This window comes from Ruegeria sp. CDSC085 (assembly GCF_059610465.1).
Genome location: NZ_JBXWNR010000007.1, coordinates 75,481 through 101,300 on the forward strand (window position 1 = coordinate 75,481; position 25,820 = coordinate 101,300).

The following is a 25,820-nucleotide window of genomic DNA, read 5'->3' on the forward strand; positions in this document are numbered from 1 at the left end:
ATGGCTGTGGTCATCTTCGCTTCGGTTTCCGGCGTCTAGCAGCCTGCTTTCGTCGCTCTTTCCTGTTTGGCACTTCCATCCCGGCTAAGTTGGGACGAGTGAAGACGACTTGGGTCAGCTCAGGGTACTCGTCGTCGTCCACCGGTCGCATTTTCAGAGGGCTCTGCAAGATTCCAAGTTCCTTGCAGTTTTCTCTAATTCTCCTTCTATCTTCCGTCGTCCAATCGCTCTGCTCTGCGTAAATTAGGTCTTCAGATACGCCACGACCTTGCTCAGGCGGCTCCCGAGATATGCCCACAATCCGTTTCAGATGCGGATACCGCTCCAAAACCCCCTGAGCATAGATTGTCGCCCTCTCAGTACGTTTACGCCGATACTGCTCATACCCACCTTTTTTCTCCATCCAGTCCAGATATTTGAAGGTCATGATGAAAAAGGCGGTTTCGTTGTCTTTTGCCCCTTCTGGGGCAAGCATCATGCGAAAGAATGCATCTTCAGTGATCCCTCGCTTGAGAGCTCCCATAATCGCTTCGCCATGGCTGCGCCTCCTGAACCGCATCTCGAGCGCCATATGGCGTACCGCAAGTTCATTTTTTGTGAGTTCGAAAGTGTGATCATCTATTGTTATCGAGGTGCCGCCGAGCATGTGATCTGTGAACAATGTTATGAATTTGTCCCAGACGTATGAGATCTTGTCCGCTTCCTTTTTTGCTAAGTACTGCGGATCAGAAACCCAGTTTGCGTAATGATCTCGTTCGATGGTTAATGGGGGTTCAGAGGCGTCGAGGACAAAATCGTGGTCACCGGCGTCGTTGATCCTGATGGCATAGTAGGCCAGCAAGTTTTCTTCGCCATGGGCCAACTTCAAGCGGCCAGATCGTACAAACTCCTTTTTCTTTTCAAGGTAGTCTGTGAAGTCGCGAATCGTATCCAGTTCTTGCAAAATGATATCAAGTGAGACGTCATCAAGAACGTGTACGAATGAGCCCTCGGGGCTTACATCACCTATAGCGAACGGTTCGGATTTGCTTGGGTCCTTTGGCCAGTTCATGTCACCTTTCAAACTAGGTTGGATCATGAGACTGCCAGAATGGCCCTCTCGGTGCTTTCTAAATGCATCTGAAGCACCGCGTGCGACGATTACATGATGAAATTTGCAGACATTTGGCGACGGTAACTCTATGGGGAAAGGGTGTTCGCAGTTCCGATCTAGGAAAATCCGATCGGGGTGCTCGGTTATCCATCGTTCCGCTCCTTTGGCTTGTTTTGCTGCCGCTGATACAGCGCGCTTGACCCATCGACCCCACGCGACAGAAAGTTCTCCGGATGGCCAATCAATGCTTTTTTCTGAGAAAATGATTATGTGATCACCGCACACCACTAGCAGGTCGCAAAGTTCTTTGCCGTCACCACGGCCATTGCCGCCAACTTTCTGGTTCCTGTAGGGACTGGGGTATGACCAGAGGTTCAAAAAGGTCTTGTCAGCGAGGTTCGCCAAGTACCTTTCACTTTCAGTGACACCCACTTCTTTGACTACTGGAGGGCGAAGCTGCTCTGGGCGCTCATCTATTCCAACGGGTTTCTTCATTTAAGATCAATTTCCAAATTCGAATTTCAATCGGCTAAGTGGCGAGTTTTCGTAGACAGCTTTCCACAACCTCTGTAGCGCTTATGTCTACAGAAGCAGCCCGCCAGTTTAGCGCTGATTTGATATTAGGTCTGTCGCAATTCCTTAGGCTGCAACAAGCGGCTCGATGTTGGAAACATCGATCTCTTTCGCCGCCAGCGCCATGTCGTAGTTCGTCTGCAAGTTCACCCAGTAGGCCGGGGTCGTGTTGAATACACGAGCAAGCCGCAGCGCTGTGTCAGGCGTGATCCCAGTCGTGCCCTTGATCAACCGTTCGATCCGTGTCCGAGGTACGCCCAGCCGCCGCGCAAACGCGATGGCCCCCATCTCCAGGGGATCGAGGTAAAGCTCCTTCAGGACTTCACCGGGGTGCATCGGGTCTTCAAACAAGCTCATCAGCGTATCCTCTCAATGGTAGTCCACAATCTCGACATCAGCAGGACCGTTCGGCGTCCAGACAAAGCAGATACGCCATTGCCCGTTAATCCGCACGGAGTGTTGCCCAGCCCGATCCCCTTTCAGTTCTTCAAGGTGGTTGCCGGGCGGGAACCGCAAATCCTCAACAACCACCGCAGCATCCAGCGCCGAAAGCATCGCCCGCGTGCGCTTGACCAAGTCAGCTGGGAAGCCTTTGCCGTATTTGCCTTTGACGGCACTGGCAGCGAGTTTGCCCTTGGTGCTTTGGATCATGGACAGCGCGTATCACAAAGAGATACATGTGTCAATGTGTGATACATTTACTTTGTTCCACTAAGTCTGCAATTTCGACCGCTGTTTTCATTGGAGGCAGAAAGCGCAAAGCGCGAAGTCCTACGAAGTAGCCTTGCCATGCAAATTCCAAAACGAACTTTCACTGTGGTATCGATCGCAAAGCTGAAACCAGAGTTAGCCTTGAAACGCCGCCATCTAGGGAATGATCGGCCTCACCTGCATGAACGACCATGGTGTGCGTCGCCCCAATCCTATTGCAGCCAATGCCAAAGCCTTTCTTTGCTTTGACAGCTTCATTGACTTTGAATTCAATCGCAAATGTGTGTCCACTGTGGAAGCTAAGCACGAGATCGATCTCATTCTGCTCCTTGTCTCGATAGAATGCGGGCGTAGCGTTGCCCGATGCTGCATTAACGATGGCTTCGATCGCGAAGCTTTCCCAGCTATGGCCTATCGCATCATGACTTCTAAGGTCTTCCATGGACCGGATACCAAGAGCTGCGTGAAGTAGACCACAATCTCTGACGTAGAAAACGGGCATAGAGTTGAGACTTTGATTGCTTCCGGCTGGCCAGTTCTGCAGGCGTCGTAGTAGACCTGTTCTTTCGAGTAGGTTCAGTGATTTTCTGACACTATCCCTTTTCACGGAGAGAGTGTTAGCGCAGTTCGCATCGTCAAATTGCTCACCGTTGGTGTTAGCAACATATTGAAAAACCTCAGGAAGACGATCGCTTGCATCGATGCCCCAACAGTTCAAATCTTGATTTAGCAGAGAAGCAAGGTAATCCGATCTCCAGCCAAAGCTCTGCTCATCACTATCTGCATTGAGACTTTCGGGAAGACCACCGCGCAGCCAAAGGGTTTCTTTGCTCCACACCGGCGCATTGGTGGATTGGGCTTGCGGAGCCGTGGTGCTCGACGGGCCCTGAGTAGTCATCAGCGGTTTGCTATCGTTCAAATGTTCCATGACTTGGATCGGCGTAAGCTCTAGGTCTGTCATTATCCCAATCAGCGCACTACCAAGTGATTGATCTGTCTTTGCATTTCGGCCGACCAGAATGAACCTTGGCGCGGAACGCTGTTGTTCGACGCATGACCGGATAATCGATCCTACTCTTGCCACTTGCGCGCCCTCTATTGCGTCGACACATAGGGTTTTCCCGCTGAATGCAGTTTGGATTTCCTGATGCGACAAGCAGACAAGGTCCTCAGCCGAAATCACTGCTGAACCATCGTTCATTTCGGCGACCAGAGCTGACAGGAGGGAGGTCCGTCCAGCCCTGGGAAGAGCTCGAAGAAGAACGACACCACTGTGATGCAGTTTTGACCGTAGCGTGTTCTGAGTGACTCGAGCAATCACAATGCCTAGGGCCTAGTTACGTCCATAACGAAGACTTCGACGTCGCCTTTCTTGGCCACGTCGCTGTTTTCGATGAGAGCAATTCTAAGTTCATCGGCAGAAATTGGGGATTTCGCACCACCGGTCGGTGATTTTAGCTTCTTGTTTTGCGGGACTTCGGGGCCAAACCAAAACACAAGGTAGATACCTTTGCGCTCGGCACGCCAATCGTTGCTGTATAACCTGTCGAGTTGTGAGTCCGCGGCGTGCCAGAGGTCCTTGTGCCATTGCCCCTTGACTTCAATAGGCAACATCAGCCGTTCAATTGTGCACCGTATGTCTGCGCGCTTGTCATCGGCAAGATGGCCTTCTGGCTCACAGAGAATTCCGTACGGATAGTCCCCAAGCATCTTCAAGAGAGTGTCTCGGCAGTCTTCTTCGTCCTTGGGCACGTCGTCCTTAAAAAAGTCTTTGTACCAATCAACCGGGTGGGACCGAATTTTGCGTTGTGCTTCGAGCAATTCTTCCAGCACAACTGCTTGAAGTTGATCCATTGTTTTCGGCGATCCGTCGTTGAGCACTGACTCGAGATCGGCAAGATTGGGAGGCACATAGTTTTCTTCGACAACCTTTTGCGCCTGTTCTGCAAGGGTCCTCTTCAGATAGTTTGTATAGCCGTCATCAGGCGCGTCACACAGCGCGCGCAGTTCCTCAACTGCTTCTTCCGAAGTTAAGCCCCCAAGTCGATTGATCAGTGTGCCCAGATAGTCTGCTGCGTCCCAAGGATTTGAGTCGCCTCTTGTTCCGCCGCTAGGATGAGGCACGTTCGGCCACAGCTTTCGAAAGCATTGTATGATCCAAGAAAGCTGCGCGGCAGAGAGTGGTACCGGCTGACCTTCATCTCGTCGTCGACCGAAACGAGATCGCAAGTGCCAAAGGAAGTCGCGGTCATCACGTCGCGCGCTTAAAATCTCTTCTTGAACAGCTTCATAGTCGACAAGTAGTGCAACCGCGTCCCAGTCAGAGCGCCGTTCATCATCGTCGATATTGCTGGCTCTCCGTTTGCCGACATATTGTTTCAAAAACCTGAAATCGCCAGCTGCTATGACACAGTCGATAAGCTCAGTTTCTGCTCGATGCGACATGTTCGGAAACCGCTCGAGCCATTCGCACGCCAGGTTGGTCGCCATGTCATCGCCAGTCGTGTCACGGGCAATCTCATAGAGCCCATCAACGTGTTCCTTTTGGGCTTCCAACTGTGGTTCCACTCGCAAGCGCCAAAACTTCTCCCAAAGCCCTGGTCTGTTCTTGATTTCTCGCTCCACAACTTCAGAAACTTTGTCGATTTTGGCATGATCCAAAATATGGGTGAATCGAATTTCAAGAAGAACAGCGAGTAGCCTCTCGTCAGACAGATCATCAAAAGGCCTATTGTTGCGAACCCTCTCAGCAGCTGCAGCGACGAAAATATATGCGGCGTCCCAGCGCTTGCTTTCGGCGTAGGAAGTAGCAATTTCTTGAGCGGATGGCGTTGATCTTTCATTCGAAAGAAAAGCTTCGAAGCCTTCGAACGCAGCAGCTTGAAGTTCCTGGCCCAACCATTGCTCGATCCGTTCATGGGCGGGCACGTCGTCGCCCATGTCCGAGAAAAGGTTCAAGTACGCCTTAGCTGGATTAACGACTTCGCCATATCGCCCGCCGCGAAGATCGTCGATGTGTTGGAGAAAGTTGGCTCTGTGCTCCGCCCACGTTTTCTGCTGTTCCTCGTTTCGTTTTCGGTCTCGATCTTCCTGCTCTATCTGCCAATCTGGAACCTGTGGGTTGGCTAGTTGTTTGAGGAACGCCTGGCCATCTCTATCGGTCGCGAACGGAATGGCTGCTTTGCGCACGCTCTTTCCGCGTTCTTCATCGTGGGGACACAGGCGGACGAGGTCTTTCCAGCGGTCTCCTTCGGCCTCGGCTAAAGGATCAAGACACTCCAGAAGGGCAATGATGTCGCCTTCATCTGGGTACAGCCCGTTTAGTCTGTCGCTGAGCCTCCAACCCCGCATCCAGACCGTCTTGGAGCCAGCCTCTTCCAACAATGCAAAACGCTGAATTGTTCGTCTCGCATAAATGTTGTTTTTCAGCCAGTTTGAGATTGCTTTCTGAGAGTCGTCTCGAAAGCCACGACATTCTCCAATAGACGACAGCCACTTCCATAGTTTCATCGGGTCGACATTACCCAACGCCAAGCGTCTTTCGGTTAGCGCATAGACCACGTTGATGGCATCTGAGTTCTCGAAACGATCGAAGTCTTTGCCGAGCAGGGCACTCAGGTAGTCGGCCAAAATGTCGAGAACGGGTTCGATCCGTTCATCCGGAAGCCGTTTCTCTAAACCCCACAGCACCCCACCGATCCTATGTCGCGGTTTGTGAGGAAGTGCACACAGGCTGAGCCCGCTAAACGCTACAATTAACTCAACGATTTGGGTGTCCGTTGGACCTGCGAAGCTGATACCAGGAAGTAACTCCACCGCGAGTCGTAGCGAATTTTCATCCGCTAGACTGTGAAGATCTGCGAGCATCTGAGCCCAGTCAATCTCATCTTGTGACAAATCGGACAGTGCATCACCAGCTATTCGTCGTTCGTGGAACGTCACATTTGGATCAAGCACCATGTCTTTGAGGGTTCTAGAGAGCAAAGGCGCAACGGGGGACCCAGAAACCGAATGCAAGAGCATTGCTCTTAGAAAGAATGGCGTTGACCTAGATACAACTAAGTCTCTGATTTCTTTGTGAAGAGATGTCTTCGCAATACCTTTCAATGAGTGTGTCTTGTCAAAGTCATAGTACCTGGGGTCCCGGTCACCTAGGTCGAAGAGGGCTTCCAAAAGAGCACGCGACTGAGAATCCGAAAAGTCATCAGTGTCGCTATACTCCACCACTCCCATTGGATCGGCAGCAATAACATGCGTGGCCAGGCGAGCGTCTTGGGCAAGCCATGCGTGCACACCTCTCAGACTAGCGGGAACAAGCCCATATCCATGAAACAGCTTAAGCAGGCGTCGTCGTTTTCTGTCAGTATCCGCCTTTTGCGCAAGCCAACGAGCCGCGAGGAACTCGCCAACGCTCCTGTGCGTGTAGCTGAACCTATCTGGGTCGCCCTCAACGTTGCTTGTGAGCAACCGACTGCCTAGGACCGCATCAAGAGCTTGCCGTGATGCCAGCATACCCACTTCCGTCACAGAAAGATCATCTTGGTCCATCGCCGGAACAGGTGATCTGGAAACTGCTCTCTTGCCAGTTAGAATGAGAGAAGAAAATGCAGCCCCAGCAGCATCAAGAGCTTCGTTTTCACTTAACCTGGATAGCGAGGCATTCGGTTTTTGTTGACTGTGCTCGGCCCACAAATTCGCCACTGCAAGTCGGAACAGCGCCGCTTTCGAGGTGGGCAGTTCTTCACTGTTTGCGACCGCTCTAATCAGCTTCAGCGTTTGAGGGTTGCCAAACAGCCCTTCAAGACCGTTTTCCTCAAAGTGGGTGAGAACAGTCTCGGCGCGGTCACCTTCCATATCCTTCGACAACAGACTACGGGCATCGTCTCTAGAGATTGGTTCCAGAAATAGCTCCAGTGGATCATTGCCATAGGCGTCCCCCATAGCTTGCACGCTCGTGGCGCTTCTCCAATCAGCCACTCGGCATGAAAGAATGAAGTTGGGAAACCCTGATTCTTCTAGAGAAGCTAGGACAGCGTCGACAGCATCTCCTTCAGCTTGAACAGCTAATTCATCTAGTGCGTCTATGACGAAGGTAGTCGCGTCACCCAAGAGTCTTAAGGGATTGGTCGATCGGATCAGGCGTCTTGCGTGAACAAATTTGTAGCCAGCCTCTAGTCCGATTTCTTCGAGTAGTGTCGTCTTTCCCATTCCAGCATCGCCCAAAACCACGATGGGAGTGGTCCGACCCAAAAGATCAGTTTGGGGCAGCTCAAAAATTTGTCCTTCAGCATCTACTCCACTGAGCCTTCGGGCAATATTGGTTACCGTCATTGTTCTTTCGCTGTCGCTCAAAGATGTTAAGTCTCATGTCGGTCTAGCCGTGCGGTGTGGCACGCCTAACCGTTCGTCAATCGTCTCAGCCTGCGATCAGCAAAATGCAGAGTTAGCACCGAACCAGTGAGCACTGGAACTAGGATACCTGCGGCGGCAACCGAAAGAAGCTGCACAGCTTCAAGTGCGCTAAACGTTGGTCGTTGATCGAAAAAATGAAGGCAAAGGCAACCCACAATATAGTAGAGACAAACTGCCACGTGAATCGTAAACAGAGCTTCGAGAGGCTCTACTGTTAGACGTCGTGCCCGCTCTAGCGACGCTCGGCGCAGCTTCTTCCAGTTATCGCTTGGTTCTTGCATTTGTCTACTCCCTTACGAGTTCAATCCAAGTGTGAACGTCATCGTCCGATACTTCCCGCCCCTCGATTTGCGACTGGTACCATCGCGCGACAATGGCCCCACGTTTTTCACTTTTGACCTTGATGCCAGCGCCTTCCAGGTACTGATCAAGTGAGGTCTCGATCCTTTTCAAAGCTTCAAAGTCGTGACCGACGCGGATCGACTTTGTGCCTAGAAGTAACCAAGCAACGTCGACCTCGTATCGGCTGTGCATCTTGATAAGCGCTTCGACTGGGATGCCGCGCTTACCCTTCTCATAGCTGTGATAAGCCCGATGCGAGACGCCGATCGCTTCCGCCATCGCGGCCTGAGAAACGCCTATTTCGCTGCGTGCGATGGCCAGGCGTGCACCTACTTCCGCAAACATGTCAGCATCTTCTCGCGCCATTCAGACTTCCTAATTGACGAAAGCGCAATTTTGTATAAACATCGCACAAAATGACGCATATCTCCGCTTTAATCCATCTGAGCACGTCAGAAGGTACCAAACAAGCGATTCCATGCGTACGCACGATTCAACTCAGGTGGACAAGGATGACTGAAATGGCAGAGACCGACAAATCAGACAGCTCGCAAATCCTGGGGCTTGGAAAGACGCCTGCCCAATGGGTCGAGGTAATGTCCGGCATGGGGATCGACATATCCGAACGCACACTGCGCGAGCGAGCAAACGATACCGGCGCATTCTATCGCCTCGGACGGACAATGCTGATCACACCCGCGCAAATCGACAAGATATTCGAAGGAGGCCAGGCATGCCGCTCCAAATCTACAAGAGGGGTCGCTTCTACTGGGCTAAGGGCTGGGTCGAGTACAACGGCAGACCAATCGCAGGCCCATACCGGCGAAGCACTAAGGCATCTACAGAAGCGGGCGCACGGGACTGGATAAACCGAGAGACCGAGCTTCAGATACGTCGCCATGTTGTTGGCGATGAGCCGAGCAAGACCTTTTCCGATGCAATCATGCTCTACAATGCCTCGCCTAAGACCGCGAAGCAGTTGATCCCAATTGTTGAAGAGATTGGCGACATGCCATTGGGTGCCATATCTGGTGCGCTCTTGAAGGGTCTTGGGCCGAAACTGAAGCCGAAGGCGTCAACCGACACTTGGTGGCGCGAGATCGTGACGCCCGCGAGTGCGGTCATCAACAACGCGCACGAGCTGGAAGGTACGCCACTCATTCGAGTGAAGCCCTACGACAAATTCGAACGGATTGCTCAGGACAAGCGTCGCGGCAAAAACAGCCGCGTGGAGCGCAAGCCCGCCGACAAGGAATGGATCGAGGCGTTCTGTAACGCCGCTGATCCATATAATGCCGCGCTGGTCCGGTTCATGTTTGAGACGGCAGCGCGAATCGATCAAGCTGTCTCGATAGAGCCCGACGATCTGCGGCCCGCCGAGAACAAAGTCCGAGTGAAAGCACAGAAAGGCCATCCAGAAGGCTGGATCACTGTCTCGCCGCAGATGATGGACGAGTTGCTGGCCTTGCCGCCCAAGCGGCCAAAGAACCGAAAGACCGGCAAGTTCTTGAAACCGCGTGTGTTCGGCTATGGCAGCTCGACCGGCTACAACACGCGTTGGAAGACAATCTGCAAGCGCGCGGGCATCCCTTACCTTTCTGCCCACCCAGCAGGACGACACGGGTTCTTCACTGAGTTAGTCGTGCGCCAAGGTGTAGACCCCGTCACGGCAGCCAAGGCCGGCCGCTGGTCTGACCCCAATTTGCCCATGCGCATCTACGCCCATGCAGAGACGGATGAGGCCGATGTCAGGGCCCGTTTTCGTACAAACCATGTACAGGCGAACACTGTACAAACACCCAAGAGCAAGAAATCACAGAAGGAATAGCACTATGAACGGTTCCCTCCTAAGGGGCAGGTTGCAGGTTCGAATCCTGCCGGGGTCGCCATACTTAAATGATAACACGTTGAATTAAAACGGGTAATCACCATTCTTGGTGGATTTACCCCACGCTTTTTCCCACAATTGTCAGTTAACTGGCGCAAAAAGCTCGCAATTTAGATTCGTTACCTGACGTTTGGAGTTTTTTCCTGCAAGCGCACGTTTTCGAGCGTTCAGACTCAAGAAAAGCTGAGTTGCCTGTTCTTGGCTAGGCTCAGGACCCATTGGTTTTCTCTTAGCCTTGTGATTCACGGTTCGAAAACGAGCGGTGAACATGTCTGATCTTTTCTGGCTGAGCGATGCGCAGATGGCACGTCTTGAACCTTTCTTTCCCAAGTCTCATGGCAAGCGAAGCGTTGATGACCGGCGTGTGTTGAGTAGAATTATCTTCATCAATCGCAATGATTTGCGCTGGCGAGATGCCTCTGGCGAATACGGGCCTCACAAGACGCCGGTCAAGTACGACAAGCGCAGATACAAATCGCATCGAGATTATGTTTGGCAGGCTCAGGGATTGGGGGCGCGTGGCGACACGCTATGACCGTTGTCTCAAGGTCTTCATCTCAGCAATCGCACTCGCGGCAATCGCCATCTGCTGGTTAGGAATACTGACCCTAAGACTGTTTCGGAGAGCATAGGTGCATGGCCTTCCCCCAAAGGCTAGAAGACCCTAATCAGAGCCACATATCAGGCTCGTCACATATTCCGATGCGCGGGCCGGACCGTCAGGCTAGGCGTGAGGCAACCGGCCTCAGGCCAGGCCTAACCCAAACCCGAGTCTGGCCGCCCCGTCTGAGATACCCTCTAAAATCTCCGGCGGGGTCCTTGCACAAGATTCTGATGTGCGCGACCAACGTCAGGTTTTGAGGTCTTTCAGCTCATTCAATAGATCCAGCAACAGTTCGTGTTTTTCCGGCCCCAACTGGGAACGAATGCGTTCCGCCTGCGCCATGCTGGCGGATAGATTGGCGTGAATGATCTGAACACCGCGCTCACTGATCTCGACAATCTGGCGGCGACGGTCCGCGGGATGGCATCGTCGGGAGATCAGGCCGCGGTGTTCCAATTTTTGCAATATACGCGTCAGGCTTGGCAATAGCAGACAGGCGCGTTCGGCAATATGCGTCGGTTCCTGCGGGCCTTCTTCGTTCAAAACCCGCAACACGCGCCACTGCTGTTCCGTGACACCGGCGTCGGCCAGCATTGCTCGTATGGGTCCCATAACCTTTTCCCGCGCCCGCAAAAGCGCAATAGGCAAAGATCGCGACGTCAGTGGGAGGTCGTCGGTCATAAAAAAAATTATCACCGAAATCCGTGATTTACGCAAGGGAACCCTTGGTTTCCAATTGAAACACAAAAACCCCTGAACCGTAGAAAACCATGAGAGATGCACCAACCCCACCTTCAATCTCATGGCGCACAGCCGCATTCAGACTGGACAATTCGGCACCGCAGAAGAAGATGTGGAAACGTCCAATTTCACGGTCACCGTGCACCGAAGGCTTTGCAAAAAGGGATACAGCATGACTGCGCCACGAAACTCATTCAAAAAGGCTCTATTAAAGGGAAAAACGCAGATTGGTTGCTGGATGAGCTTTGCTGAATCCATCACGGCCGAGATAATGGGAACGGCAGGTTTCGATTGGCTGGTGATCGATGGAGAGCATGCCCCAAACGACATCCGGTCAATCCGGGATCAGCTCCTAGCCCTTGCAGCAAGCGACTCTCATGCGGTTGTGAGGGTCCCCGTGGGTGAGACCTGGCTGATCAAGATGGTTCTGGATGCGGGTGCTCAGACCGTGCTGGTTCCGATAGTGGAAAGCGCCGAGCAGGCGCGAGAGCTGGTCCGGGCCTGTCGCTATCCCCCTGCCGGTGTCCGCGGTGTGGGCGCGATGGCATCGCGGGCGACGATTTACGGATCGGTCGGAAACTACATTCAGACCGCAGATCAGGAGGTTTGCTTGTTGTTACAGGTTGAAACCCGCGCCGGAATGGCTGCTCTCGACGAAATTCTGGAAGTTGACGGCGTGGATGGCATATTCATCGGACCTGCCGATCTGTCGACCGATATGGGCCATCAGGGCAACAGTGCGGCGCCCGAGGTGCGAGAGGTTATCGGCGATGCACTGACCCGGATCAAAGCCGCAGGCAAAGCGCCTGGCATTTTGGCGACAAATGACGAAGCCCGGCAGGCATATCTGGATATGGGCGCGCAGTTTTTGGCAGTTGGCATTGATGTGATGCTGCTGGCGCAAACGGCACGTGATCTCGCCGCGCGATGGAAAGCCGGCTAACCGTTCAACGGTACATGGCCGCTGCGGCCTGGGCGTATCCGCCCGAGGCACCATCGACGAAATGCACATGATCGTCCCGTGTGGCCGACGGGACGAAACACGTCATCATCGCCTCGTCCTGCACGTGCAAACCGTATCGGATTTTGCCGCGCCCGCGCGCTTCTTCCAGCATTTGTTCGATCTGTCGCAAAGTGGCCGTATCACAATCCAATGTCATCTTCAGACCGTCATCAAACTTGCGGAAATCGGCATTGCTGCTGACCATAATCCTGTAGTGTTCAGGCTCAAACTGTCCCAGCTTTTTACCGGTCTTGAAGAGTATCGCGATCAGCAGGTTCTGAACCAGAAGAACGAGCTTGTGCAAAATCAAATTCCGCCCGTTGCGCGAAACATGCGCATCAATGTCAAGGCCAGGAGGCGGCCACCTCATAGGTGGACCATTCTCCGGCACCGGATGTCCGGCGCGCTCCAGCTCTTCTGACGCGGACAGAACCGATTGCGCAAGATCGGCAAAATCACGTTCAGTTGCTGACGCGGTGGGTTCAATGACCAGTGAAACGATCTGACCGTGCCGCGCCGGGCTGTTGGACCATCTACACGACAAGCCTGTCAGGTTCGGCTGCGCACCCGGTTCGGCAGGCGCGATCATATGACGACCCGCTTTCATCTCTGCCTCGGCCCAGGCCAATCCCCCGCCAGAAAACATGGCATAATCCACGCCGGAGGACGGAGCAAAACGGGCGACACGCAAGTCCCTGCCTGCTTTTCGGATTTCTGCCACCGACACCAGCGCCGCACGCAACGGCATGGAAAACTCCTCTTCCGACCAGCGCCGCAAGGCTGAAAGAGTATCCCGAGCTGCTTCAACTTCGCCGGGAGGAATCGCAAACGCCGCTCCGTCGCCGCCAAAGACATAGGGAAAAAGCTTGCCGTCCATCGCGTTAATCATCGCCGAGATCACGGCGGCCCCAACGGTGTTGACGGTTTTGTATCGCCCTCGCGCTATTTCCCCGGTTGAATCGACAATATCGGCGACCCCCAGAAACCAGTCGTCGGGCACCGGAGAAAACTTCGCCGGGTCTGCCAGACGGGTGAAATCCCGCAACAGGGGCAGGTTTTCGTAAAATGCAGAATGGAGGTCTTTCATTTTCCCCCTCGAAATCAAACTTCCGGCAAAGATAGCCGGAATGCGGCCCAAGTCCTGTTACTGAAACATAGTACACATGCTTGTGCGTTGCATCATTGCGTGCCAAGCATTCCCTTCGGATGAGCGGAAAAGAGGCGGGCTATGCAGGCGGGTTTGGTGGTTTTGTGCCTGGGCTATGTGCTCAGCCAGTTTTTCCGTGCATTTCTGGCTGTGCTCAGCCTGGATCTTGAACGCGACATCGGCGCCACACCCGAAGATCTGGCCTTTGCGTCGGGCCTTTGGTTCCTGGTGTTCGCAGCAATGCAAATTCCAGTTGGCTGGGCGCTGGACAAGGTCGGTCCGCGGCTGACCGCAGCCGCGCTTCTTCTGGTTGGTGGTGCAGGAGGATCCGCGATTTTTGCGGTCGCGACCTCACCTTTGCATGTCAGCGTTGCCATGGGCCTGATCGGCGTCGGATGCTCTCCGGTTCTGATGGCATCTTATTTCATCTTTGCCCACGAATATCCTCCGGCCCGGTTCGCGACGCTGGCCGCCGTTATGCTGGGTGTCGGCTCGGTAGGCAATCTTGTGGCCTCCTATCCGACTGCGCTTGCTGTTGAATGGATCGGATGGCGCGCAACGATGGTTGGGCTGGCCGCGATATCTGCTGCGATTGCTTTTGGTATTTGGCTGAGCGTACGCGATCCCGCGAAGGTTGGAACGGAACACAAGGGTACGCTGCTGGACCTGTTGAAAGAACCTGCACTGTGGCTGATCATGCCTTTGATGCTAGTGGCATATGCGCCCTCTGCCGCCCTGCGCGGGCTGTGGGCTGGGCCGTATCTGAACGATGTCTTCGGGCTCAGCACTACACAGATCGGCACCGCGACACTGGTTATGGGGTCGGCGATGATTGTCGGTACCTTTGTCTACGGGCCGCTGGATCGCGTTTTTGGCACCAGGAAGTGGGTTATCTTAGCAGGCAACGTGCTGGGTGCAGTGGCACTGACCCTGCTTTGCGTGTGGATTGACTATGCCACATGGCTGTCCGTTCTGCTGTTGGCCGTCATCGGTTTTGCCGGGGCCAGCTTTCCGGTCATCATGGCCCATGGACGGGCCTTCGTCCCGCCACATCTGGTGGGTCGTGGTGTGACCTTGTTGAATCTCTTCGGAATCGGAGGTGTCGGCATTGCCCAATTTGTCACCGGGCGCGTTCATGCCGCCACCGCCGAGAACGGGACAACCGCGCCTTACACAGCAATTTTCGCGTTTTTTGCCGTAACCCTTGCCATCGGTTGCGTGATTTATCTATTCAGCCGGGATAGTGTGGATTAAAGCAATTGCGGAGCAAGCCGTGCAGGAAATCGAGGTTATCGCGCCGAACCTGAAACACAGCCTCTCCGGTGTCACAACAACCGTCATCCGCCTGTTGCCGATCCAGAAGCATATGATCGGGATCGTTGCCACAGGACCCGGCCTGCCGGATGATCTGCCCCACATCCGATTGATCAAAGTTCCATTCCTTTCGAACAGGACGCCCCGGGTGTGGCATGCGCGGCGCAATACCGAAATGCTGATGGGCCTGTTTTTGAAACACGTGCTGCGGCGTAATCTGAAACTGCTGTTTACATCGGCTGCGCAGCGAAATCACTCCGGGTTCACGAAATGGCTGATCTCGAAGATGGACGCCCTGATCGCCACAACTCCGGAAGCGGCATCGTTTCTTGAACATCCCGCGACTGTCATAATGCATGGTGTGAATACCGAACTGTTTCACCCGGCCGAGGACAAATCGCTGCTGCGAAAGAAACTGGGGTTGCCTGATGGGACTTTGATCGGGTGTTTCGGGCGTATTCGACTTCAGAAGGGTGTCGACCTCTTGGTGGATGCGGCGATTGAGGTTCTGCCAAACCATCCCGACGCCAGCATAGTCTTTACCGGGCGCGCCACCAAAGAATTTGAATCGTTCCAACAGGAACAGGAAGCCAAGCTCAACGCTGCCGGGCTATCGGAACGGGTGCACTTTCTGGGCGAGCGTCCTTGGGAGGAAATCGTTCAAACCTACCGCGCCCTTGACCTGTTTGTGGCCCCGGCCCGTCACGAAGGGTTCGGCCTCACACCGCTTGAGGCGATGGCCTCCGGCGTGCCTGCAATCGCCTGCCGCGGGGTTGGGGCGTTCAGCGCCCAAATCGAGGACGGGGAGACAGGCCGCTTGATCGAAAAGAATAACGCCGGGGCACTGGCCGAAGCACTGGAACAGATGTTGAGTGATCCGGACAAGCTTGTGCAATCCGGTCAGGCCGCAAGACAGCGTGTAGAGCAGCATTTTCGAATCGAAGGCGAAGCGGAAGCCATCGTGCGTGTCTATCGTTCTTTGCTGAACACAGGTGAAAACGCGCATTAGGGTTAAAATCGACGTCAATTCGGCCAATTCTCCCGTGATAGCCCTTTTTTCTTCGCTGCAACGCGGCTATGAACGCGCGTCCTTAACATTGGAGACATGCAATGGGCTATCGCGTCGTTGTCGCCGGCGCCACGGGTAACGTGGGCCGCGAAATGCTGAACATCCTGGCGGAACGCCAGTTCCCGGTCGATGAACTTGCCGCTCTGGCAAGCCGTCGTTCGCTGGGGACCGAGGTGAGCTTTGGCGACAAGACACTGACGACCCAGGACATCGACACCTTCGACTTCACCGGCTGGGACATGGCATTGTTCGCCATCGGCTCGGACGCAACCAAGACCTACGCCCCCAAGGCAGCGGCGGCTGGCTGTGTGGTGATCGATAACTCGTCGCTGTATCGCTATGACCCGGCCATTCCGCTGATCGTGCCGGAATGTAACCCCGCGGCGATCCACGACTACAAGAACAAAAACATCATCGCCAACCCGAACTGCTCGACTGCGCAGATGGTGGTGGCGCTAAAGCCGCTGCATGACCGCGCCAAGATCAAGCGCGTGGTCGTGTCGACCTATCAGTCGGTGTCTGGCGCCGGTAAAGAAGGCATGGACGAGCTTTGGGATCAGACCAAGGCGATTTACAACCCGACGACGGACGTGCCGCCGAAGAAATTCCAGAAGCAGATCGCCTTCAACGTCATCCCGCAGATCGACGTCTTCATGGAAGACGGCTCGACCAAGGAAGAGTGGAAGATGGTTGTGGAAACCAAAAAGATCGTCGACCCGTCGATCAAGGTCACGGCCACCTGCGTCCGCGTTCCCGTTTTTGTCGGCCATTCCGAGGCCGTGAACATCGAATTCGAAGAGTTTCTGGACGAAGACGAAGCCCGCGACATCCTGCGCGAAGCACCGGGTATCATGGTGATCGACAAACGCGAAGCGGGTGGCTACGTCTCACCGATCGAATGCGCGGGCGATTTCGCCACGTTCATCAGCCGTATCCGCCAGGATTCGACCATCGAAAACGGTCTGAACCTGTGGTGCGTCAGCGACAACCTGCGCAAGGGCGCCGCCCTGAACGCCGTGCAGATCGCGGAACTTCTGGGCCGCGAGGTCCTGAAAAAGGGCTGACATCCCGATTTTCGCCAAAGGTTGAAAACCAGAAAACCCGCTGATTGTTCAGCGGGTTTTTGATTATTTGTCAGTGCCAAGTTTGCGGGGAAAACTTGGCATTCGCCAATGCGCAGTATTGGAAGGCAATTTGGACGACCGCCGTGCGAATTTAACGGTCGTTTATCCAATGGCTCATGCTCTTGAGAACGCGTTGATGGAACTCGCCGTGTGCATTCTCAACTGCAGGCCCTTGGACCCATTCCAAATCCAAATTCAGTGCTCCTACAGGCACGACTTCCCGCGCAACTTCGGGCGGGGTGGTTTCGTCAGTCGTTCCGTTCTTCCAATCGTGAAAGGCTGATGAGTATCGAACGACGGCTTTGCTGGCCGGCAAATCGAGCAACCCGCCCTCTGCAAAGAACGTCAAGCCATCGCCCATCTCCTCCCCAATGAGTTTGAGCCTGTTTCCCAATCGATGTTTGAGGATGGCTACAAACACGATTGCTGCGGAAAACGTGAATTTATCGACAAGCACGACAACCTGCTTGTTTGCGCTTTCCGAGATCGCGTCGATCAAGGGCATCGTTAGAAGAAAGTCGCCCCCCGTGTTTCCGCGAACGTCAATCAAGAGCGGTTTGTTCGAACAGGCGCGCACGCGTTCCACTGCGGCTGAGATGGCTGCAAGCAGCGCACTTTCGTTCGAATCAAAGAAGCTTGGTAACGCTATTGATAGCCCAAGGTCTTGCCAGTCCTTTATCTCCACAAAAGCCTCGGGCTGCCAGGTTGGATCATCCTTGCCGTGCTCGTTTCTCGGGTATAGCACAGATCCAGGAACGGTATGTTCATTGGCCACTTTCAGATTCGTTATCTGTCCATTTTCGTCCCGCAGACGATACTCGGTCGTTCCTCCGCTTGACGAAAAACCCAAACGTGCCAAAGCGTACGGCCAAGCCAAAAAAATCGGTCCGATAACCCGTTTCCTTTGTCGCCTTCCCGCTAGAAACTGCTCAGCGGTAGCTTCAATATGGCTCAAATCTGCGCCATTGACCGCTATCAGCTCTCCTCGTGGTGCAGTTATCTCTGGTGCCGCGCCGATGAATTGCACGGAACACCCTACGCTCACGAACCTCAGCGGCAGCACCTCGATCGCATCGTTCGGGATCAGCCGTGTGTGCCCATTATCGGGAAGTGCCAATAGACGCATCGCTGACATCAGGAAGGCTTCGATGGAGCCATCCAAGGCGTATCGCCGGGTTTCACCAATACAGCTGTCTATCACGGCCTTTTCGATCTTCCCAAAGCTGGGATCGGTTGGCAGCACAGTTTCCAAAATTTGTTTCAGGTCTTCCGCGAGTGACATGTTTCACGGTGCGCATAGCCGCTCGTCAATGTCCAGATTGGGCCCACAGAGGACTTTCAACAACTAAAACGGATTCGCTCTCTTTCTTGTCTGCCAGTCAAACTTCACCTCCACGTATTTCAACCGCACCCGTCAAACCTCAAAAGAAACCAGTGCAGCCGCACAGTCTAGCACGCGGTGAAGGTCGCCAACCTGTTGACAAAACCCAACGCGCTTGCCACCTAAAAACTGAACCTTGTTCGTGGCGGAGCGGATGCGACAAGCCCGATTACAAACAGTATTCCGTGCAAGGCGGAAGAGGCAGGGAATGCACATTTCGACCAAACGCAGGATTGCCAAGTCCCTGACCATCGGATGCACATGCGTTCTGATGGCACTGGTCGTCATCGGCTTTACGGGGCAGGTCTTTGCCGTGGGAGATTCAATCGCTCTGCTCCGTCCTCAGGCTGGTGTTCTGCTCCTGCCCTGCGCCGTGATACTTCTATTCATGCGCGCCAGATTTCTTGCTTTGACCACCTTGGTCTTTGCGGGGGCGGCCATTGGATCCATCGCAGCCAGCGTTGCCGCGCCCTCGGACGATTGCAACGGCTCCTGCTTGACGCTGTACCAGAAGAATCTCATGAGCAAAGCCTGGCCCCGGTATTCACTGGCCGAAGACATCATTGAGTCAAATGCACAGATCGTGACGTTGCAGGAAGTATCCAGCCACAATCGCAAGTACATGAGCAATCTGTTCGAGCATTACCCCGAAAAGGCGGTCTGTGAATTCCGCCCTGAACAAAACGTCGCCATCCTGACGACCTTGCCGATTGTCGAGAACTCCGAATTCTGTCTGCAAGGTTATGGGCTTGTGGGGTTACAGGTCAAAGCCCCCGGCGGTGATTTGGTCTGGGTCGTATCGGTTCATCTGAACTGGCCATTTCCTTACGACCAGTCCAGGCAAAGCAAGGTGATTGCCGACCGCATCAGCCAACTTGAAGGACCGGTTCTGATTGCCGGAGATTTCAACATGGTGCCCTGGGGCGAAAGCGTCAGACGGATCGGAGCGGCCGCAAACAATCAGAGTTTTGGAACCGTCCTTAACACTCACAACCTCGGCAGTTGGAAAATCCCATTGCCGATAGACAACCTTTTGTTCCCCAAAGGAACAACAGGAACGGTTGAGCTGCGCCCCTTCATGGGATCCGATCACCTGGGAAAGCTTGCCCGGTTTCAACTGGGCTAGGATTTCCGTCAAGCACATTGCCGCATGCTTCTGTAAAAAACAAAGGGCTAGCTTTGGGTTTCAACCAGTTCTTTCAGATTGGTCAGACCACGTTCATAGTCCTCGCCCACCCACGTATCCATCATCAACCCCATCCAGCGGGACATGGGGTTGAGACCCAGATCCGAGTCAAACCCCCAGGTCACTTTGGTTCCCGCCCCGTCAGGCTCAAGGATGAAGGACGCCGCGGCAGTACCCATCGGGCCAAAATCCAGCACCGTTCTGACCCGTTGGTTTTCCACGCTCTCGACGATTTCCTGTGAGCCCGTGCCGACCTGCGGGTGATCCGAATCCCAGTTCAGAGTGTTCCCGACCCCGGCGGCAGGGCCGGAATACGTCAGTTTGGTTTCGGGGTCCCGGTTCAGCCAAGGAGACCACTTTTCGGTTTCCTGCATCGAATTCACGTAAGGAAAGATGGCACTCGCCGGAGCGTCGATCGCAATGCTACGCGAAACTTCTGCCTTTCCTGGCAACAGATAGGAAGCCGCGACCAGAACCAGAATGCAAACGACCATTCCTGCGAAGATGCGCTTGATGACTTTCATGGTAGGCTCCGATCTTCAAATGCAATGAGTGGAGTATACCAAAAACGGCTCTGATTCAGAGCCGCTATCTTTATCGTTTCGGATTTGCCGATGTGTCGTCGTCAGACCGGGACGAACTTTTTTTGATAAGGGTCATAGCTTTCCAACCCACCTGCACCGATATCCGTCCACAAGCCGTGCAAGCTCAGCGCTCCCTGCTCAACGGCTGACGAGACGAAGGGGAAGGTCATCAGGTTTTCCAGTGATGCGACAACCGATTGACGCTCGAACTGTCGGGCCTGTTCGACACTGTCCTCGATATCCGCGACCAGTTCGTATTTCGGCTTGAGAATATCCATCCAGCGACCAACAAAACTGTCCTTGGCATCCAGCTGCGGCGCCTGCCCCTTGCACATGTCGATACAGCCCTGCACGCCGCCGCATTGCGAATGCCCCAGAACGATCAAATGAGCGACCTTGAGCGCTGTTACGGCATATTCAATGGCAGCGCTGGTGCCGTGGTGGTCCCCATCCGGTGCATAGGGCGGCACCAGGTTGGCGATGTTTCGGTGAATAAAGAAATCGCCCTGGTCGGCTCCGAACATGGATGTCACGTGAACCCGGCTGTCGCAGCAGGATATGACCATGGCACGGGGGCGTTGTCCCTCATCGGCCAGACGGCGATACCAGACCTGGTTTTCCGAATATGTCGTGGCCTTCCATCCGTGATACCGTTTTAAAAGGTAGCTCGGCAGAGGTTTGGCAAAGTCCATTTCAATGTTCCCGTTCTTGTCGCTGACGGATGATCTAAACCGAATTCAAGGAAAATTCGAGCCATTATCCGGTTTCCCTGCAAGGTTTTGCAAAGGAATTTGCTGCCAGGATCAAGACCGCGCCGTGGGGGCGTTTGAATTAGGGTGAATGTGGTGGAAAAGATTATCACGCTTGAACACAAGGAATCCGTCCGTCTGGACTCGGATCAACTGAGCGGACTGTACCGGCAACTTGGCGACAAGAATGCGCTGGACGTTCTGTGCCGCACGGTCGAGGAGCTTGCCGTGCGCCTGTCAAACTGCGAACGCTACTGGCGTCAGCGCGAATGGGCGGACTTGCGCAAATGTGCCAAGTCACTGGTCGCAATATCCGAACAGATCGGGATGACGGCCCTGGCCCGGGTGGCGGGTGACGTGGCCCACACCGTCGATGCCGGTGACGCCGTTGCGGCGGGTGCGACGCTCGGGCGTTTGATCCGTGTCGGGGAACGATCGTTGACCGCCGTCTGGGACCAGCAGGACCTTTCCGTCTGACAGGGGTTGCGGGCAGATCATGCGCGGCTAGTCTGTGCGCAGAAACCATCAGCCGAGACGCCCATGACCCTGTCCTTCGCCCCACCCTCTGACCCGTCCATACCGCTTCATGTGATTGCGCAGCCGGATTTGGACAATTGGTTGCAGGATCAGCCGGATACCGTCCAGACCTGGGTTGCCGCAAACGGGTTTACAGGTGCGATGAGGCAGACACTGCTGGTACCAGGTGCGCATGGCGCGGTTGATTTTGTACTGGCCGGTTATGGAACAGAAGTCACGCGTGCGCGACAAAGGTTTCCCTTGGCCGCCGCAGCCATGACACTGCCGGAAGGAACCTATCATATCGCGTCCGGCATTCCCGCTGATCGGCTGGAGATGGAGTGTTTTGGCTGGTTGATGACAGGCTACACCTTCGATCGCTACGCGTCTCAATCCGGTGGATCGGCGGCGCTGATTTCACCTGAAGGTGTGGATGCCAACCGTATCGAAGCCATGGCCAATGCCGAAGTTCTGACCCGCGATCTGGTGAATACGCCAGCCTCGAATATGGGTCCTGAGCAGTTGCAGCAGGCGGCTGAGGTTCTGGCTGGCGAATTCGGTGCCACCTGCAGCGTGATCACCGGCGAGGCCCTGCTAGATCAGAATTTTCCCATGATCCACGCGGTGGGACGCGCGGCAGAGCAGGCCCCGCGGCTGATCGAACTGAACTGGGGCAGCAGCGGCCCCAAACTGACGCTTGTCGGCAAAGGTGTGTGTTTCGACACAGGCGGGCTGAACCTGAAACCGGGCGCGTCCATGGGTCTGATGAAGAAGGATATGGGGGGTGCGGCCAATGTGCTGGGACTGGCCCGGATGATCATGGCGCTGGGTATTCCGCTGCAACTGCGGGTTCTGATCCCGGCGGTCGAAAACGCGGTGGCCGGTAATGCCTTTCGCCCCGGCGACATACTGATCTCCCGCAAGGGTTTGACAGTCGAGATCAACAATACGGATGCAGAAGGGCGTCTGGTGCTGGCGGATGCGCTGTCACTGGCCGCTGAAGAAAAGCCCGATCTGGTGATCTCGATGGCGACGCTGACCGGTGCGGCACGGGTGGCCGTTGGCCCGGATCTGGCACCGTTCTACACTGACGACCAGCAATGCGCGTCTTCCCTTTCACACGCGGCAGAGGTTTCGGCTGATCCGGTCTGGCGCATGCCGTTCCACACGCCTTACGAAGCGATGATCGAACCCGGTATTGCCGATCTGGACAACGCACCATCGGGCGGATTTGCTGGGTCGATCACCGCCGCTTTGTTTCTGCGACGGTTCGTGGGCGCGCACCGCTATGTCCATTTCGACATCTACTCCTGGCAGCCCAGTAAAGAGCCCGGTCGCACAAAAGGTGGTCTGGGTCAGGGGCCGCGCGCCGTGTTAAACGCATTGCCGGAGATATTGGAGCTATGACGGATCGCAGGTTGCTTCGCTTCAACGGACGGGTGGCGCATTCATCGCTGAAAGGTCAGGTCGAAGCTGATGCTTTTTCGGATGGTGAAACATATCATATTCAATCGGTTGTGCGGGACGTTCTGGACAAACCCAATGGCCGTCGGCAGTGCCAGATGGTGTGCGGAGAAGTATTCATCATCTTGGAGCGGGCGCAGAACCACCTGTTCGGGTTTCGCGAAAAAGATGGCTATGTCGGGTGGGTGCGACAGGAAATAGAAAGACGGCCACTTCAGCCAACGCACCGCGTTTCCGTGCCAAGAGCAGTTTCATTGGAACACCCCGATGTGACTAAAAACGCGAACGAACGGATTCTGCCTTTTGGCGCTGGTATAGAATACTGGCCACGCCGTGATTCAGAACGCGAAAACACCATTCGTTCGACCGGATGGGTTTGCGTGAAAGAAGAGGGCCACATTCCAACGCCGCGATACATTCGCGAAACACAGCTGGTCGAAAAAGACTGGGTGGGTTCTGATCCAGCAGCCATTGCAGAACAGTTTCTTACCACCCCTTACATCTACGGTGGCGATACCGGACTTGGACTTGACTGTTCGGGCCTGATTCAAATCGCTTTTCATTCCTGCGGATTACCCTGCCCTCGCGATAGCGACATGCAAGCAGAGTTCTTCAAGCCAATCCCAAACCCCGAGCTTCGCCGGGGTGATCTGGTGTTTTGGAAAGGTCACGTAGGCATGATGCTGGATCAAGACACGCTTGTGCATGCAAACGCACATCACATGGCTGTTGCCAAAGAACCTTTGGAGGACGCTGTCTCTCGTATCGGCCGAAAAGAGTTCGGGGCTGTAACAGGATATGGGCGACATCCTGCGTCTTAGGCTCTAATCCGGGTTCACGGCCCGGATCAGCTTGCGTTCCAACACCCGTAAAACCGCGCGCAGATCGTGGCCGCGTTTCAGGATACGGCCATCCATACCGATCACAGAGTACATTCCCTGTCTGGATCTCAGACGCGGGTGCTTTTCGACCCGATAGATCGGGTGTTCCGCGGTGCGCCGGAAGATCGAGAACACCGCCATGTCGCGCAGGTTGGAAATACCATAGTCGCGCCATTCCCCGGCGGCGACCATCCGACCATAAACGGATAGGATTTGAGACATCTCATGCCGGTCGAAAGCCACGGGCATCTGCGCTGCGCTTGCCGAGAACCGGCTGGGAGGCTGCATATTCATACCTCCAGCCTTGCCGGAATTCGCGTTTGAATCAAGCCTGATGCGCTGTTGTCTTACAATTACGACACAAGTGTTACCGTCGGCCGACCTGACGGCAGATCAGGATTACCGGCAGCAGACCTACCGCCAGAATAACCAGCGAAGGCACAGCTGCGCCCTCCAATCTCTCGTCCGAGGCCAATCGATATGCCTGCACCGCCAACGTATCGAAATTGAACGGGCGCATGATCAGCGTGGCGGGGAGTTCCTTCATCACGTCAACGAACACGATCAGAAGGGCCGTCAACAGAGACGGAGTCAGAATGGGCAGGTGAACACGCCGCAGAGTTCCCAACGGCGTCTGACCAAGTGAGCGGGCTGCGGCATCCATATTGGCGTGTACCGTGCTTTGGCCACCCTCATATGCGCTGAGCGCAGCAGCCAGGAACCGCACCATGTAGGCAGCGACCAGCAGCCAGATCGAACCTGTAACCAACAGCCCCGTGGACACATCGAAGGTCTGACGCATCCAAACGTCCAGCGCGTTGTCAAAGCTCGCGAAGGGGACGATCAAGCCAACCGCGATGACGCCGCCGGGCACCGCATATCCCAGACGCGCCATATAAGCAGTTGCAGACGAGGCGCGCCCCGGTCTGAGGCGTTGAAAGAACCCGACACTGATCGCCGCAAAAACGGTGATGACCGCCGCCGTACCAGCAAGGATCAGCGAATTCTGAATGAAGCCGATATAACGCTGCGAAAACAGGTTCTGTTCGGATTCCAGGCCCATCTCGACCAGAATGATAACAGGCAGCAAAAAACCGAAAAGAACAGGTATCGCACAAAGCAGGAATGCGCCACAGGCCCGCAGGCCCGTCAGATGTACCGCCGGTTGCGCCACTTGCTGTTTCCCGGCCTGATAGTATTTTGCCTTGCCGCGCTGGGTGCGCTCGGCCACGGCCATGATCAGGGCAAAGCCCAGCAGGCACAGCGCAAGTTGTGCAGCCGCCGCCCGGTCGGCCATAGAAAACCAGCTTGTGTAGATCCCGGTGGCAAAGGTCTGCACACCGAAATACGACCCGGTTCCGAAATCCGCGATGGTCTCCATGACGGCCAGCAGTACACCGCCTGCAATGGCAGGCCGCGCCATCGGGAGTGAAACGCGCCGAAACGCCAGCCATGGATTGTTACCCAGCGCCCGCGCCGCCAGAAATGCGGTCGCGCTTTGCTGCAGGAACGCAGCCCGTGCAAGCAGATAGACATAAGGATAGAGCACAAGGATCAACATGACCGCTGCGCCCTCGGTCGAGCGAATTTCCGGAAACCAGTAGTCGCGCGGGCCCCAACCGGTTACATCACGCAGCGTGCTTTGAACGATGCCCGGGTGATCCAGAATGAAGGTGTAGGCATAGGCAAGAACATAGGCCGGAAAGGCCAGCGGAAGGACCAGTGCGATCTCTAGAAACCGCACGCCGGGAAAACGGGTCATCGTTACCAGCCAGGCCGCCCCGGTGCCGATGCTGAACGTTCCGGCCGCGACCAAGACCACGAGGATCAGGGTCGTCGCGATATAGCCGGGCAGCACCGTCTCCATCAGGTGCGAGATTGTGTCCGTTCCCCCGGTTACAGCCGCCAGGACCACGGCGATCATCGGCAAAAGGCACGCGGCAGCCACGACATAGGCGATCCCCGCCAGCAGTCGGGTACCGCGTACACCGCGATTGCGCGATCCGTTCTGTGAAAACTCGATTTCGGCCATCATCCC

22 protein-coding genes and 1 pseudogene are annotated in these 25,820 nt (G+C 55.0%); 10 read left to right on the forward strand and 13 right to left on the reverse strand.

Annotation, left to right across the window (positions count from 1 at the left end):
- Window positions 1–10: 10 nt before the first annotated feature.
- From AC2FJB_RS12055 to AC2FJB_RS12080, 6 genes are all read right to left on the reverse strand, one after another.
- Window positions 11–1,588, reverse strand: coding sequence for a hypothetical protein (locus tag AC2FJB_RS12055; RefSeq protein WP_496719044.1), 1,578 nt, complete (start codon window positions 1,586–1,588; stop codon window positions 11–13).
- A gap of 144 nt (window positions 1,589–1,732) precedes the next feature.
- Window positions 1,733–2,023, reverse strand: coding sequence for a HigA family addiction module antitoxin (locus AC2FJB_RS12060; RefSeq protein ID WP_496719043.1), 291 nt, complete (start codon window positions 2,021–2,023; stop codon window positions 1,733–1,735).
- A 12-nt stretch (window positions 2,024–2,035) separates the two neighbouring features.
- Window positions 2,036–2,317, reverse strand: coding sequence for a type II toxin-antitoxin system RelE/ParE family toxin (locus tag AC2FJB_RS12065; protein WP_496719042.1), 282 nt, complete (start codon window positions 2,315–2,317; stop codon window positions 2,036–2,038).
- 160 nt (window positions 2,318–2,477) lie between these two features.
- Window positions 2,478–3,578 (reverse strand): ATP-binding protein, encoded by a 1,101-nt coding sequence (locus AC2FJB_RS12070; RefSeq protein ID WP_496719041.1) that lies wholly within the window; start codon window positions 3,576–3,578, stop codon window positions 2,478–2,480.
- 125 nt (window positions 3,579–3,703) lie between these two features.
- Window positions 3,704–7,729, reverse strand: coding sequence for an NACHT domain-containing antiphage protein EruA (gene eruA, locus AC2FJB_RS12075; protein WP_496719040.1), 4,026 nt, complete (start codon window positions 7,727–7,729; stop codon window positions 3,704–3,706).
- A 345-nt stretch (window positions 7,730–8,074) separates the two neighbouring features.
- Window positions 8,075–8,497: a helix-turn-helix domain-containing protein gene (locus AC2FJB_RS12080; protein WP_496719039.1), complete on the reverse strand. Its 423-nt coding sequence runs from the start codon at window positions 8,495–8,497 to the stop codon at window positions 8,075–8,077.
- 367 nt (window positions 8,498–8,864) lie between these two features.
- Here AC2FJB_RS12080 and AC2FJB_RS12085 point away from each other — a divergent pair, with 367 nt between their 5' ends.
- Window positions 8,865–9,959 carry a tyrosine-type recombinase/integrase gene (locus AC2FJB_RS12085; protein ID WP_496719038.1) on the forward strand — a complete coding sequence of 365 codons (1,095 nt, stop codon included), beginning with the start codon at window positions 8,865–8,867 and terminating at the stop codon, window positions 9,957–9,959.
- Between the two features lie 328 nt (window positions 9,960–10,287).
- Window positions 10,288–10,651 (forward strand): annotated as a pseudogene (locus tag AC2FJB_RS12090) (transposase).
- A gap of 218 nt (window positions 10,652–10,869) precedes the next feature.
- Here the strand turns inward: AC2FJB_RS12090 and hpaR are convergent.
- Complete coding sequence (hpaR, locus tag AC2FJB_RS12095; protein ID WP_299643324.1) at window positions 10,870–11,304, reverse strand: homoprotocatechuate degradation operon regulator HpaR; 435 nt, start codon at window positions 11,302–11,304, stop codon at window positions 10,870–10,872.
- A 232-nt stretch (window positions 11,305–11,536) separates the two neighbouring features.
- Here hpaR and AC2FJB_RS12100 point away from each other — a divergent pair, with 232 nt between their 5' ends.
- Window positions 11,537–12,307, forward strand: a complete 771-nt coding sequence (locus tag AC2FJB_RS12100; RefSeq protein WP_496719037.1) for an aldolase/citrate lyase family protein — start codon at window positions 11,537–11,539, stop codon at window positions 12,305–12,307.
- Between the two features lie 4 nt (window positions 12,308–12,311).
- On the opposite strand, the gene AC2FJB_RS12105 is transcribed toward AC2FJB_RS12100, so the two are convergent.
- Window positions 12,312–13,454: a DUF3095 domain-containing protein gene (locus AC2FJB_RS12105; RefSeq protein ID WP_496719036.1), complete on the reverse strand. Its 1,143-nt coding sequence runs from the start codon at window positions 13,452–13,454 to the stop codon at window positions 12,312–12,314.
- A 141-nt stretch (window positions 13,455–13,595) separates the two neighbouring features.
- Between AC2FJB_RS12105 and AC2FJB_RS12110 the strand changes: the two genes are divergently transcribed.
- The 3 genes from AC2FJB_RS12110 to AC2FJB_RS12120 all read left to right on the forward strand — a co-directional run bounded on the left by AC2FJB_RS12110 (window position 13,596) and on the right by AC2FJB_RS12120 (window position 16,961).
- Entirely contained in the window at window positions 13,596–14,768 is a 1,173-nt protein-coding gene (locus AC2FJB_RS12110; RefSeq protein WP_496719035.1) for an MFS transporter, read from the forward strand.
- A gap of 19 nt (window positions 14,769–14,787) precedes the next feature.
- Window positions 14,788–15,837, forward strand: coding sequence for a glycosyltransferase family 4 protein (locus AC2FJB_RS12115; protein ID WP_496719034.1), 1,050 nt, complete (start codon window positions 14,788–14,790; stop codon window positions 15,835–15,837).
- A gap of 101 nt (window positions 15,838–15,938) precedes the next feature.
- On the forward strand, window positions 15,939–16,961 hold the full coding sequence (locus AC2FJB_RS12120; protein WP_496719033.1) for an aspartate-semialdehyde dehydrogenase: 1,023 nt from the start codon (window positions 15,939–15,941) through the stop codon (window positions 16,959–16,961).
- Between the two features lie 151 nt (window positions 16,962–17,112).
- On the opposite strand, the gene AC2FJB_RS12125 is transcribed toward AC2FJB_RS12120, so the two are convergent.
- The gene (locus AC2FJB_RS12125; RefSeq protein WP_496719032.1) at window positions 17,113–18,048 is read right to left on the reverse strand and encodes a S41 family peptidase; all 936 of its coding nucleotides are present in this window, start codon (window positions 18,046–18,048) and stop codon (window positions 17,113–17,115) included.
- A 562-nt stretch (window positions 18,049–18,610) separates the two neighbouring features.
- Here AC2FJB_RS12125 and AC2FJB_RS12130 point away from each other — a divergent pair.
- A complete protein-coding gene (locus AC2FJB_RS12130) occupies window positions 18,611–19,528 on the forward strand; it encodes an endonuclease/exonuclease/phosphatase family protein (protein ID WP_496719031.1) in 918 nt (305 codons plus the stop codon).
- 47 nt (window positions 19,529–19,575) lie between these two features.
- Here AC2FJB_RS12130 and AC2FJB_RS12135 read toward each other — a convergent pair whose 3' ends face one another.
- Together AC2FJB_RS12135 and AC2FJB_RS12140 are read right to left on the reverse strand one after the other, a co-directional pair.
- Window positions 19,576–20,112 carry an SRPBCC family protein gene (locus AC2FJB_RS12135; RefSeq protein ID WP_496719030.1) on the reverse strand — a complete coding sequence of 179 codons (537 nt, stop codon included), beginning with the start codon at window positions 20,110–20,112 and terminating at the stop codon, window positions 19,576–19,578.
- 101 nt (window positions 20,113–20,213) lie between these two features.
- Window positions 20,214–20,864, reverse strand: coding sequence for a carbonic anhydrase (locus tag AC2FJB_RS12140; protein WP_299899906.1), 651 nt, complete (start codon window positions 20,862–20,864; stop codon window positions 20,214–20,216).
- 144 nt (window positions 20,865–21,008) lie between these two features.
- Between AC2FJB_RS12140 and AC2FJB_RS12145 the strand changes: the two genes are divergently transcribed.
- The 3 genes from AC2FJB_RS12145 to AC2FJB_RS12155 all read left to right on the forward strand — a co-directional run bounded on the left by AC2FJB_RS12145 (window position 21,009) and on the right by AC2FJB_RS12155 (window position 23,722).
- Complete coding sequence (locus AC2FJB_RS12145) at window positions 21,009–21,398, forward strand: hypothetical protein (RefSeq protein ID WP_117871402.1); 390 nt, start codon at window positions 21,009–21,011, stop codon at window positions 21,396–21,398.
- A 63-nt stretch (window positions 21,399–21,461) separates the two neighbouring features.
- On the forward strand, window positions 21,462–22,844 hold the full coding sequence (locus tag AC2FJB_RS12150) for a leucyl aminopeptidase family protein (RefSeq protein WP_496719029.1): 1,383 nt from the start codon (window positions 21,462–21,464) through the stop codon (window positions 22,842–22,844).
- Window positions 22,841–23,722: a C40 family peptidase gene (locus tag AC2FJB_RS12155; RefSeq protein ID WP_496684874.1), complete on the forward strand. Its 882-nt coding sequence runs from the start codon at window positions 22,841–22,843 to the stop codon at window positions 23,720–23,722. Before AC2FJB_RS12150 ends, AC2FJB_RS12155 begins: the two co-directional genes overlap by 4 nt.
- A gap of 3 nt (window positions 23,723–23,725) precedes the next feature.
- Here AC2FJB_RS12155 and AC2FJB_RS12160 read toward each other — a convergent pair whose 3' ends face one another.
- Together AC2FJB_RS12160 and AC2FJB_RS12165 are read right to left on the reverse strand one after the other, a co-directional pair.
- Complete coding sequence (locus tag AC2FJB_RS12160; RefSeq protein ID WP_117871396.1) at window positions 23,726–24,076, reverse strand: DUF2794 domain-containing protein; 351 nt, start codon at window positions 24,074–24,076, stop codon at window positions 23,726–23,728.
- Between the two features lie 73 nt (window positions 24,077–24,149).
- Window positions 24,150–25,814, reverse strand: coding sequence for an ABC transporter permease (locus AC2FJB_RS12165; protein WP_496719028.1), 1,665 nt, complete (start codon window positions 25,812–25,814; stop codon window positions 24,150–24,152).
- Window positions 25,815–25,820: the final 6 nt, after the last annotated feature.